This window comes from Chitinophaga tropicalis (genome assembly GCF_009758205.1).
Lineage (GTDB): Bacteria > Bacteroidota > Bacteroidia > Chitinophagales > Chitinophagaceae > Chitinophaga > Chitinophaga tropicalis.
The window spans coordinates 1-12,953 of the sequence record NZ_WRXN01000024.1 but is presented as its reverse complement, the minus strand read 5'-3'; the positions used below and the strand labels follow the sequence as shown (position 1 = coordinate 12,953).

The window sequence follows — 12,953 nt, the reverse complement described above, 5'->3', positions numbered from 1 at the left end:
TTAACAATGAGTAGAATATTTGTAATTGGAGATATTCATGGTTGTTATGATGAATTGATGACCCTGACCCAAAAAGTTAACTTACAGGAAGAAGATTGGTTGATCTCAGTCGGAGATATTCTTGACCGTGGAGGAAAATCGAAGGAAGTTTATGAATATTTCCGTAACAGGCCAAACAGTAAAGTACTGATAGGTAATCATGAGCGGAAGCATATAAACAATGTGCTGAGTTATGCCCAGGAAATTGTGAAGCTGCAATTCGGTGAGGTATATACGGAATTGTTAGCCTGGCTGAGCAAGCAGGATTATTATTTCGAAACCCCTGAAACTATTATTGTACATGCTGCTTTTGAGCATGATCAACCGTTACAGCAACAAAGAGAAGATGTTTTATCCGGATCTACTTCGGGGGAGAAATATCTTGAGAAGAAATACACTGAAACTCCGCGTTGGAAAGATCATTACCGGGGAGAGAAAACGATCATCTATGGTCATCATGTAGTAGGGGATACTCCGGAAAAACACGGTAATACTATCGGCATTGATACTGCTGCCTGTCATGGCGGATACCTGACTGCTATTGAACTGCCCGGCTTTCACATTCACCAGGTCAAGGCTGCGCGTGATTACTGGAAAGAAGAACAGGTTAACTGGCAGGTGCCTGTGCTGAAAGCAAAAGACTGGGAGAATATGACCTTTGATATGGTGCGTAAACAGTTGAATAAGCTGGCTTATATAGAAGTGCCGGAAGTAAGGGCATTCTTATCCGGTGTTGAGAAAGAAATGATGGAATTGCAGGGAATGTATACGAAGATCATAGAAGGCATAGTTGCTTTTGTTGAGCGCCTTGGTGAAGAGCGTTTTTTAGAAGAAGCTAATAAATATTCGTTTAAGGCTTTTCTGTTTAAGAGTAGGGCTAATAACCTGAAGGTAGAAGATCTGGAGAAGAGTTTGAATACAATGGGGAAGGTGAAGGCGTTGGTGAGAGAAATAATGGAATGATTCATTCATTCATTAAGGATCAGTTTTTATGATATGGTTTGTCAAGTAAATTTCCGCATTTACCCGACAAATTTTTACACTTTGGATTGTTGCGCGCAATATGCCAATCAAGAACCGTTCAGTTTTTGCCAGTCTGCATATATATAAATATCTTTTCCCATATTTGAAGGTGATAACTACTCCGGGACTAATTAAGTAAACCTGCATTCTGAAGTTTTCGACCTAATGGGGCATCTTAGAGCGGCAAATGGCAGCAGCAAGTGAACAAAACTCTGCTTATTACGTTAATATCATTTGAATTTAGTTGGCTTTTATCCCCAAGGTATCCCTTCCCTTATCTTCTTAATCTCTTAATTTTTAAAAACCAAAATCAATGAAGCAGTTAAGATTTTCATGTATGTTCCTTTTTGCAACAGTGATTGTTTTCTTAACCTCTTGTGGCGGTGGAGGTGGAGAGAAAACCACCACTGACAGTACCGGCATGGGTACTGATAGTACTGTTGTTGCTGAAACTCCAATGGCAACAAGTACTATTGTTACTACACCCCAGAATATTGTAGTAGTGAAGCACCAGGTAACTAATTTTGAGAAATGGTTGCCTCACTATGAAGCGCATGACTCCATGCGGATGGTCAATAAACTGCATAGCTATGTGATTGGCCGTGGTGTAAAGGATGCCAACATGGTAATAGTGGTTGTAAAAGCGGAAGATATGGCCCTGGCAAAAACATTTAGCAAAGCTCAGGACCTGAAAGACGCGATGCGCAAGGGTGGAGTAAAGGGTACTCCGACATTTGATTTTGTTACTATGGTTTTCCAGGATACTGCAACTATAAGTTCAGACCTCAGGGCCAGCTCAACATTTAAAGTGAAAGACTGGGATGCGTGGGTGAAAGCATTTGAGGAGGGCAAACAGAAAAGACTGGATAATGGTATAACTGTAAGGGCTTATGGTCATGATGTGGATGATGATCACAAGGTGTTCCTGGTAACAGCTATAACAGATGCTGACAAAGCAGAAGCTTACATTCAATCAGATGAGCTGAAGAAGAGGAGGGAAGCAGCGGGAGTAATAGGAGAACCTGAAAGGTTTATGTTCCGTGTGGTAAAACGTTATTAATATTTCCGATCATGAAATAAAAAAACCGGAATCAGTATTACACTAATTCCGGTTTTTTGTTGCCTGAATGCGATGTGAATCGTATTTGATAATCAGTAAGTTGTAAGAAAGGTGTAAAACAAGGTGTAAAACGGCAAAACTGCCTCTTTTTTGTTATCGCCCAATCGTTTTTTGGAAACCGACACGTTCCTCTAATTTTTGCACTGTAAGAATAGGTAAAATTGCCTGTACAACCCCATGCCAAGTTTTCTACTGGTGGCATTAAAGCGTTATTTTCTGTGGATAATTTTTTTTAGGGTGATTGGACAAAATGATGGTTTTTGGGAAAGTAAGGGTGAATGTTATTGACGACATCAGGATGGAGTGGGTAAATACCCAGAAAGCGCCCCTCCGGTTTATCAAGAAGGTCGGTGACTTTTTCCCTTTTAATACGCCAGAGGTAATAACAGATAAAACCGATTGAGAAGGACTTGAGCGGGGCTGCCGTATTTAGCTGGGAGGCTACCCTGTGGGTGTATTATGTGATGTACTGGAGGGGACCGTTCAAAATGGGTAATGCCCATCCATTGGGTTAAAAAAAACATTGAGGTTGCCAGTCTTGAAAGATAATCCGCCCGTTCTCGATACCTGCACTGCATTAACAGCTGAGAATTGCTTCTCTAACTACTCCGGGTAGCTATCTTTAGTCATTATTGATATATTCCTCTCCATTAGATTTCCCCAATTTTATGTTACCCTATTCCTGCTACTGCAATTTAATGCACAGTCAGGGACCTGGTAGGTCTTACCTATCCCATGCCCTAAGACCCCGGCTAGTATTTTGAAATAGTATTGTTTTTTGGAGTAAGCGAAGAAAAAGGGTGTTTTTCCCCTGCCTCATTTTTCTTTTCCCTTACCGCAATTAGCTAACTTCAAATAATCTATTTTAACATTTTGTCCCAATTGAGCTATAACGATCGCCATTAGCTGTAATTGACTAAATGTCTTTTTGAAAGGTCATGCCTTTTTTGCCGGCGTGTGAATTTAAGGTGCCCGGAAATTTCCGATTGGTTTGAAAATTACTAAAAATATTAGTATTTTGTAGGTGTGATGATGAGGTCGCAATTCAACTACCCCGGTTTTTAAAAAGGTATGTTCAATCTGAGATACCCTTTGACTAAATTAAAACCAGTATGTTCGAGTTACATCGCGTTATCATTCATGAGGTCAAAAAGAAAGCACACGAGACCTTAACAACCCTTGACTTGTCAGCTACCATAGCTACACGGGATCTTGAGATTTTCAGTAGCCTGGTGGAAAGCATTAACGCCGTGTACAGCGTATCCTCCTCTTTGAAGAATACCCATTTTTCTACAGATGCGGATACTGTATTTAGTACTCATTTAAAACGCTATCTACAGGAGGGAACCGACGAGAGTTTCTATACCTTTTCTGTTCAGTCGATGCAGGCGTTAAAGATACTAATTGAGGAAGTGCTTTTAGCAACCGGCGGTTTTTATTGCTTTGCAGATTATACTGACTACGGCAGGCGGTGTGTGGCCGTGATCCTGTTGCGGCATAAAAATGGATTTAATTTTGTGAAGGTTGCTAACACGTTTACGGCTTCCGGAACAGAGTCTCTCAACTTTGATAAGATTGCCACAGGTTTCCGCTTAAATGTAGGGATTTATGAAGATGATACCGATGCTCGAAACAGTATTGCGCTGATCACCTCTCAACAGGATCAATTGTCCTCCTATTTTAAACGTTGGGTATCAGTAGCTGATGTTATTACCAATTTAAAGAATACCCGTGAACTGGTTAAATTGGTAAGGGAACTGCCCATCCCAGTAGATGAAGAGGGAGGTGCTATGTTCCCAACTGTAGATGCGTTTCGTAAAGCTTGTTACAATTTCGTCGAGGATAGTCCGGGAAAAAAAGTCAGTCTGGTGGATATGGGGGCGCATTTTTATGGTGAAGAGCACCGGCGGACATTGTTCGATGTCGCTGCAGAGCATAACATTATTATAGATAATGAATTTAAGCGGGATAGATCCGTTTGGCAAAAAGTGATCAGCATAAAGGTATCTATCCCTGGTGTGCATTTAACCCTCGATCTTGATAAAATTAATGGAGAATTGGTAAGGATACAAAACGATCAGATCGTAATCCGTTCCGAAGAACTTGTTCAACAAATTAGAAATCTGCAAAATGGACAGTAATATCCAAGAATTTGTAAGAATTCTCGGCGATAAAATAAAACAACCACATGAGTGGAATTCCCGCAATTTATGCGTTACCAATTTTGATAACGATACCTATAATCATTTACGTAACGTTTTGCAATCATTACACATCCCGGAAGAAGGAGATCAGGATGAATTAATCTTTAACCTTAACCAGAATGCGGGAGCAGATAATCTTGTGTTTTATGATCAGAAGCATTTTCAGTCGGAAAATAGTTATGAACGTTATAAGGACTGCTGGCAGGACGTTAATATAATTATACTGATGCCCGGTGGCGAGGTAGCCATCAAAGAAAAAGGGGAGCAGTTTGGCGACAGGAATTTACCGATCTATAATTATTTATACTATCGGAAAATCCTAGCATTTCTCTTAAGCAAACCTGAATTTACGTCCTTGCATTACGAGATGGACCAGCAGTTTGCAATTCTCTCTGCCGAAAAAGGGCCATTCCATATTGGGTACTCGCTTGCCGAGATCCGGGTAGCAACGGCTGGTAGTCTGATGTCGGAATATGAGGAACTCGTCAAGGGCTTTGATAAAATGGAATTTGCTGCATTTTTCAAAGATGTGGTCATTGAAGGAACGCATGCAGCAGTGGTCGGTGACCGGTTTTGGAAGCTGGTGTCCAATCTGGCGGCACTGACCTCCCTGGCTAATCGAGACCTTCAGATCTACCTGCAAAAATTTGCGTTTGAAAAAATAAAATCAAAATTCAAAGAAGAGAAGGTAAAGTATTTTGAAAGCCTTGAAAAAAATATCGAATCACTAAATAAACAGGTTCTGGCATTTCCGCTCACTTTTGCAGCGTCTGTATTTGCAGGCTTTCAGGTAAAAGATAGCTTCTGGATTTTGATTGTGATCTTTGCTTCCTATGCTTTGTATACGTTTGTAGCTTGGAAGATCCTTGGATTAATCAAATACAATATTGATACAACTGAGCAGGATGTTAAAGATGAGTCTAACCGGATAAGGACAACCTACCAGGTAGTATACAGCGAATTTCAAGGGGACTTTAATAAAATAAATGGAAAAATTCTTTTGATTAAGCAATTGCATAAATGGCTCCGTGGTATTTTAGTTGGACTGCTTGTTTTGTTTTTACTTTTTACCATCGGCTATAGTATGAAGCTTGAAAAAGTTGCCCAGGAGACTGCAGCTGCTGCATTAAAAGCCAAAGAGGATTCCCTGCAACGTGCCGCAAATAAGGTAATTGATACTTTTCAGGTAAGGATTGTTTCCTCAGCTGTTAAACCTGTGCCTGTTGTTATAGATACTTCTGCAAATAAAAAAGCTGATGAAGTTCACTTAGTCGGGAAAGCCAACAAACACTGACCGGTTGGTTTTAGATTCTGGTGCAGATTACTATTAGATTTTTGAATATGCATTTTTTGCACCAGCCCTTACTTGGTCCATGATACCGGCAGGCAACGATACCGTAAAGTATTCGCCAGATTTGAATTCTGCAAAGCCTTCTTCGCCTTCATTAAAGAAAGAACAGACAAAGACGCTGGACTCTTTTTTAGTAACCACCACAGCGGCTCCAATACGTTTTGTAAAAAAGGATAGATCAATGGGTAAATTGTCAGATGATTGATTAGCATCAATATCAAGGGAAGGAATATCAAAAGTACTCACTTCAATTTTTTGCCCGTAAATCTCTAGGCTAGTTCCTGCTACTTTTTCTATCGCACCAAGTATATCGAGCGATGTAATCCTGAGGATATCCGGGTAGTAATAATAATACATCGCTTTAGTTAAGATTGGATTACTCATATTTCCCTGATCGTCATAGCTACATTCAAAAATTAAATAGACAATTTCATCCAGTTTGTTAAACATGCTACCAGTGTAGAATGCCAGTTCATACCCGGCGCCAAAGCCCTCTTTTATTGTTGCCAGAGTTGCCCGCTCTATTCCCAAGGCCCTGGCTACCTGACATACATTTGAATTCAGTGCGTAGTCGGGGGCGCCAGAAGTAGCTGTAGTATTAAATGTGATATCCTCACTTGCCCACCGGTTATAGCTTGAGGAGCCGCTACCCATAGAGGTAAGATTGCTAAAAATGGGAGTATTTAGGCCGGCCCACTGTCCGGAATTAAATTGAGAGACTTGAAGTTTATTATTTTCTTCAGGGGTGATAAGCATCATGAAGAATCCTGATTCCGAAAAGTTTTTAGGTAGGTCGTATTCTTGCAAAAACTGATGAATATGCTCAGGGCGCAGATCACTATAATATGTGCACCGCTGCCTCAATTCTTTTAAAAGGGCCTTCATTTCAGAAACAAGTCCTGACATTGCCAGTAAAAGGTGGGGTGTTACAAAATATATCTTTTGAGCCATGTCAACTGGAAAAAATCTCCTTCCTGGCTCGTTTAATAAAGTAGATACATCATAATTAATCGTGGGCGGAACAAATGTTTTTTTCTTTTCACCAGATAATAATAAATCTCCTACAATAAATGGAACCTTAAAATTTGTTGAGTGTGCTATAAGCGTCATAAATGCCGTTTTATGTTAATGATTAGTAATAATTCTTTTGAAAGTTCCATAAGGCTATAAATCATTCTAATGGCTCAAGCGAAGCAAGTGCTCGCATTAGGAATTGGAAACTTATAGCACTGCTTTATGATTTTAAAATGACGTTAATAGAACACTCTCGTTTTTCCCAGCTCGTCCACATAAACGTTAATATCTCTGGCAATTAGATAAGTTAATTTTTGCCGGTAATTGGGATTTGAATATAGACGTTATGGAACAGGCAGAATTGTCCATTCTTTGGGGTTGAATTGGTCCAATCCGGTAAGGCGGGCATTGAAATGAGCTTCATGTACTGCGAAGCACAATAGGTGTGTTGGTCTTGAAAACCCAACATATGCTGTTCTTAGTGATTGCTCAACGTATACGTTTATATGTTGAGGGCGTGCTAAATTTAGGAGATAGCCAGCCAGTCGTTCGGACTCGTGAGATCCTAACCCTGCAATATCCTTTTGATAATTGCTTTCCATATATAAGGTCGCAGTATGTGTTTGCCCCTTGCTAGCATGTACAGTGCAAATGTCAATATTGAAATCTGGATGTACGAATTGATTGGGGTGGGCTAATGGCTGTGGATTAGGAGCAGAATTGTTTACCACGACTTGATTTGGGGTAATAAAAGCACCTGACAGATTCACCTGCTTCTGGAACAGTGCAAGGAGTGAAGGTAGAAAGGCGGTGATTTCTGTAAGGGTATTGGTTGATTGCCCCAATAGTACCTGCCTGCTCCAATAATATAGCCTACTCTGCAAGTTTTGGTAAAATTGAGGATGGTGTTCTTTTAGAAATTTATAGAATTCAGTTTTGTTGTAGGATAAGCCCGGTAATACTTCTACATCTTCCATTCTTAACACCCTTAAAAGGGCATTGCCAATGTGTTTTACAACAGGCCCAAACGCACTGGTGTCCTGAGGGCAAAGGAGGTAACTTTCCAAACTATCATAATTCACTTTTGGAGTATGGTGTTGGCGGTCGAAAGCAGGATGGTAATTGTTGAGTCTGATTTTTCCAGTTTCCGATTTAGTATTCCAGCAAATAGCCTTATAGCTTTGCCGGCCGGTAACCGGTACATCTCCGCTGGCTCTGTACAGAGCGACCATGTCCGCGAAATAGGAAATTACGGTGCCTATATTCCCATCGTTGTATACCAGTATATGTGGCAGTAGGCTTATTGGCGAGCCATCTTCATTGGTTTGTAAACCGGCAACCCGGATTGGTGTACAGGCGATCTTTTCAACAATCCTAGCGGTATGGGGCGTCAGGCGGTGACTTCCGTTTAATTGAAGTACAAGCGGTCGGTCTGTCCAGGTATTGCCATTTGATGATATCCCTGTATAAATTGCCTGATTTTTGTCACCAATGCGCTGATAACATATGCTATTACCTTGGCTCGCAGCAAACAGTTTTTCGAGCAGCTCATACTGGTGAGCCCCCATGTCCTGCATTTCATCCACAAAAACATGGCTAAATCTTTTTTGAATAATATCTACAATAGTTGGACATGCTGCTAAATAACCATCGGCCAGATAATAGGCGTCATCAAAGCAGAGATATCCATTTTTTAAGATTTTTACCTTGAAATTGTAGATCCACCTGAGTACCTCGGCTTTTTCAACAGCATTCCAATCGTTATTGGCATTGCTGCGAGGTCTCTTGATCGTAAGCGCGCGCCCGTTTAAACCGTTGGTTAAGCTTGTCTGATTGTTCTGAAAGGAGAAGCGTATGGAATCAATGTTTCCATAGAAATTTAGGTAGGCTCTGGCATTTCTGACAGCTTGGCCATTAAATCCACCTAGTGTCGTTGTAGAAAATCTAGAAGCCTTTTCAATATAAATATCATCATCAATGCGTTTGGGCTTTTGCTTTAGTTTGGTTGTGTAATAAGGAGTTGCCAGAAATTTGTCAACAAATGCTTGTATCGTACCTACGAAATGGGGGGCCGAAAACAGCTTAGGGCAATGTACACCTATTTTTCCCCGTATTTCATCAATGGCGGCATTTGTATGTGAAATTACCAGTATCGCCCTGTTGTCTGTCAGGGGCAGATGGCGTTCGAGGATCAGTAATTTTGCCAGCAGCACAGTTGTTTTACCGCTACCAGGCACTGCTTGTAAATCACAGGTGTTTAATTCTCGGATAAACTGTATTCGCTCCTGGTCAAAAACGCCCGTCCTATTAAAGAGGATCTGTTCTGCATGAGCAATATCATCATTAGTTATTTGCAGCATAGTGGATGGCTTCAAAAAGGTAATTAAGACTGCTTTCGGTTTGGTAGTCGGTGATCGTTATGTCAACCTCCAGCTCCTGTGCGAATATTTGTGCAACAATAGATTTTGAGATTTTCTCTTTTAACCCTTCCAGATTGGTTTTGCCTTTGGATATATGATTATAGATAGCATACGCTATGCTTTCCGGGGCATCTGTCCAGTTGTTAAAAAGGTTGTCGATATCAGCGATGGCGTTGTCACAATTCTGGTTATCCTGTATTCCTTTGTTTACACGTTGTTCACGTAGCGCCTTAAGCGCAGATAGATAGAACAGTTTTCTTAATTTTATAGAGGAAGCAATACAATACTCCAAGGTCCAAGCGCCACTTACGAAGGTGCGAACACATTGCCCGTCATGGTTACCCCGTTCTGTTGCAGTGGCGGTAACTATTCGGGCATCAATTTCTGCCTGTGTATATGGACGGGTGATTTTTCGCCCTGGATTGGCTGGATCATCCTCTTCTTTCATTTCATTTGCTTGCAAAGGCTTTATATCAACGTCGGTAACGACTGCCACTTTGATTTCCATCTCCGGTGCTTGTTTGCGCTTGAAGATCCTTGAATATCTTAAGAACGCGGTACTGCCAACATTAACTATAGACACGCCTTTTTGCGTAAGGTTGATCCCGTTCTTTTTGGCCAGTATTGGCAGCAGTAATTCTTCGCCCCAGCCTTCTACCAGGATTACTCCCCGGGCAAAGAATAGGTTTGCCTTAGTTGCATCAAGAAAGCGCTGAAGGAACAGGTAATCCGTTGCAATTAGTTCAGTGTATGCTGCTCCCATGGGGAATGCTTTCCCCTTATGGCAGATGATCAGGTGATCCAGGTGGATTTTGGAACCGATATTGGGACTATGGGTGGTGATCAATAACTGTACATTATCCTTTTGGGCTTCCTCTTGCAATGTTTCAATTACCTGCATCTGTACCTGGGGGTTTGTGTGAGCTTCTATTTCTTCGATTAAGCCGAGCCTTAGCGCATCCACTGGGTTTTTCACAAGGTGTAACAATTCTGCAGCAATGCACAGCAAATTGTGACTACCCAGACCCAAGTTATAACCGGAATTAAATTGTAGAGTAAGGGATTCCAGTATTTGTCTGAGATTCTGAGACTGTACTCCGAATGCTGTTCCCTTATCGCAGAACTGTTTTAAGAATTGGTCAATGGTTGATTTTAAGTCTTTACCACCCTGTTCAGCGGCAGGTAGAGCGTTCCCCAAAGCATCGTTACCATCAAAAAAGGCTGCTACTTCAGCATTAAATTGTTGGGAATGTACCAAGAGTCGGTGCGGTGCCTGCTGGTTATTAAAGGCACTATGGCTATACAGTATTTGGGACAAGCGGGAATTTCGGCGAGAAGAAAGTTCATTGACTGCATCCCGTAGGGGGCGCAGATAGGTGACTTTTAGCTTGTCTCTGGCGTCAGCTGACAATTGAGTGCCCTCGTCATCGGCACCGGCTTTTACATCAGCTGCCAAGATGCGGTCCGTGGTACGGCTAACGTCGAGGATTAGCCTTAAATATGGATGTCCATCCCACCCCAGCCACTCTGTAAAATGACGTGCTTCATCGTCAGTAAGTTCAGTCAGGTAAACTTCGATACGTAAACGTGGACTGTTTTCAAAGAAGTCTTCATGCTCAATCTTTATCCAGTCAAAGCTATGTGTCTTTAGTACGATTTTGAGTGCATCAATAATAGCAGTTTTGCCGGAGTCGTTTTCCCCAATAAGCAGGTTTAGCCCACTTTTTAATCGAAGGTCAAGGTGTGGTTGCGAAAGATCGAAAGCGGCGGCAGCGCCAAACTTTCGAAAATTCCATAAGAGAATTCTCGATACAAACATATGGCAATCAGTTTTGGTGGAATTTTTCGCAAAGTACCGAATAAAATTCTTTGTTTCCTTATTTGAAAACACCCCCTCTACTTAGTGGTACGTTATAAGGATAGTATATCGATTGCAACAGATGTTTTTACTTTAATGCTTCTTGTTTTATGAATACAGGCATCCATGTGCCTGTAATGATACCTTTTTTACTAAAAAAGGTATCATTATTGTGTTATAAATGAATTTATAAATTGTTGATTTTTATTTAAATGAGAGGTGTTTTTGCAAGGATGAAATTTCATTACCTAAAATAGGTTAGCCTGAAAAGTGAGAATCATGTCTTGGGTATTCTGGCGATAAAAAGAGTCTGTAGAGAAGAAATATAAAATCGTCTACCTTGTTCACATACTAGCAAATACCTAATTGTTCAAAATTAATGCTCCGGGTTCCTTCAATCACATCTGCAAGGCTTACCTCAAAGTATTCACTTGTAGTTTCCTGCTTTTGGTGCCCTAACATACGGGATAGCACAGGAATATTAGCACCATAGCGAATATAAAGCTGGCTATTGGTTTGACGAGCTAACTTATTCCGCACATTACGTCTCCATTGTAACAGGCTGGCTATTTCTTTTAGTTGTCGGTTGTATACGTGGTCCTCCATAAAGGCATCTCGATCCAACAAATAAGGGTCACTGGGGTGAAGGCTATAATATTTCTTAATAAGTGCTATTGCATATGGGAATTTCCAAAGTGGAACAATTGCAAGGTTCCCATTTTTAAATCGGCCCCGGTATATATAGTAACCGTACTCCTGATCCTTGTGTAATTCGGATTTTTGAAGGGCTTTAAGATCACTGTAATAAAATCCCGTGTAAACCTGCAACAGAAACATATCCCGAACCTTAACCAGGTTTTGGTGGGCGTCATTGAATGTAAATTCCTTCCATGCCTTTATTTCATTCACATCCAGGTGATCTTTAAGGGGTTTTCCTCTGGATATATGGATGTTTGAAAAGATTGCATCCTCCTGTAAAGGACTTATATATCCATCCAACTGTGCCCAATGAATTACCTTTCTGTAAGCATTAAAATAACCAAAGATCGTAGATGCTTTAAGGTTCATTTCTCTTTTCATAAATTTGCAAAGCTCCAAAAACAATTTTTCATCTAAGTCATAAAAAAATAACTCATGCCGGAACTTATTCAGAGCAATAAGCGCAGATTTATAGCGACCAATGGTAGCTGGTTGAAGTGCTTCTGGAGGATCGATGACGATTTGGTGGAAATAAGTGTTTAAAATGGATGAACAAGCTTCTTTTTGAAGTTCCTTAAAGATGATCGCAAAGGTCAACTGTCGTTTAGCAGTGTAGTACCTTTTATTTAGTTCACGCAATAATGTGAGTGTGTTATCAATAGCATTATTGATTTCAAAGTGGTAAGGATGACCTGGTTTAACCCAGGCATTCTCTTTCCCACTCCATTCGTCTACCGTCACTTTTTGAGGCAGCTTTACGTCGTGGTAACGACAACTTTTTCCAATACGTATCCGGATATGAATTTTATAGCGCCCGTTTTGGTTAATATGATTTCGCCAATTATGTACGGGACGAAAATCGGGTATTTCCATAAAGGCCTCCTTTCTTGCGCTAATGCAGTACAAATTTCGTCAAAAAGGATAGATTTTGATTAAGTGATTCTATTAACAGATTACCGAAAAAGTGTAAAAAAAGGTGTAAAACAATACAATGCTAAAGAGATGAAAAAGGATGGGCATCAAAAGAACAGGGTGTGAGAGGACGTTTGATAATTAAATAGATACAAAGAAGAACTGATTATAAAGCATCGAAAAACTGGATCAAGTTGAAAACTTGGGGGATTTTGATTCTAAGCATAGATTTTGGCTAATCTGTAAAGGAAAAACTCTACATCTCTGACTCCCCTTAGTGCATTTCTAAAGGCTTTAATCTTAGCATTGAACG

The 12,953-nt window shown here is 40.6% G+C and carries 8 protein-coding genes; 4 read left to right on the top strand and 4 right to left on the bottom strand.

What is annotated here, in order from left to right:
- Positions 1-6: 6 nt before the first annotated feature.
- The 4 genes from GO493_RS29230 (at position 7) to GO493_RS29215 (ending at position 5,680) form a co-directional block, all read left to right on the top strand.
- Complete coding sequence (locus GO493_RS29230; RefSeq protein WP_157309788.1) at positions 7-1,002, top strand: metallophosphoesterase; 996 nt, start codon at positions 7-9, stop codon at positions 1,000-1,002.
- Positions 1,003-1,375: 373 nt separating this feature from the next.
- A complete protein-coding gene (locus tag GO493_RS29225; protein WP_157309787.1) occupies positions 1,376-2,122 on the top strand; it encodes a hypothetical protein in 747 nt (248 codons plus the stop codon).
- 1,172 nt (positions 2,123-3,294) lie between these two features.
- Complete coding sequence (locus tag GO493_RS29220; RefSeq protein ID WP_157309786.1) at positions 3,295-4,323, top strand: nucleoid-associated protein; 1,029 nt, start codon at positions 3,295-3,297, stop codon at positions 4,321-4,323.
- The gene (locus tag GO493_RS29215) at positions 4,313-5,680 is read left to right on the top strand and encodes a hypothetical protein (RefSeq protein ID WP_157309785.1); all 1,368 of its coding nucleotides are present in this window, start codon (positions 4,313-4,315) and stop codon (positions 5,678-5,680) included. The genes GO493_RS29220 and GO493_RS29215 overlap by 11 nt, the downstream gene beginning before the upstream one ends.
- 33 nt (positions 5,681-5,713) lie before the next feature.
- Here GO493_RS29215 and GO493_RS29210 read toward each other — a convergent pair whose 3' ends face one another.
- From GO493_RS29210 to GO493_RS29195, 4 genes are all read right to left on the bottom strand, one after another.
- Positions 5,714-6,847: an Ntn hydrolase family protein gene (locus tag GO493_RS29210; protein WP_157309784.1), complete on the bottom strand. Its 1,134-nt coding sequence runs from the start codon at positions 6,845-6,847 to the stop codon at positions 5,714-5,716.
- Positions 6,848-7,095: 248 nt separating this feature from the next.
- A complete protein-coding gene (locus GO493_RS29205) occupies positions 7,096-9,111 on the bottom strand; it encodes a UvrD-helicase domain-containing protein (RefSeq protein WP_157309783.1) in 2,016 nt (671 codons plus the stop codon).
- Entirely contained in the window at positions 9,095-10,990 is a 1,896-nt protein-coding gene (locus tag GO493_RS29200; RefSeq protein WP_157309782.1) for an ATP-dependent nuclease, read from the bottom strand. The genes GO493_RS29205 and GO493_RS29200 overlap by 17 nt, the downstream gene beginning before the upstream one ends.
- A gap of 390 nt (positions 10,991-11,380) precedes the next feature.
- Complete coding sequence (locus tag GO493_RS29195) at positions 11,381-12,601, bottom strand: phage integrase SAM-like domain-containing protein (RefSeq protein WP_157309781.1); 1,221 nt, start codon at positions 12,599-12,601, stop codon at positions 11,381-11,383.
- Positions 12,602-12,953: the final 352 nt, after the last annotated feature.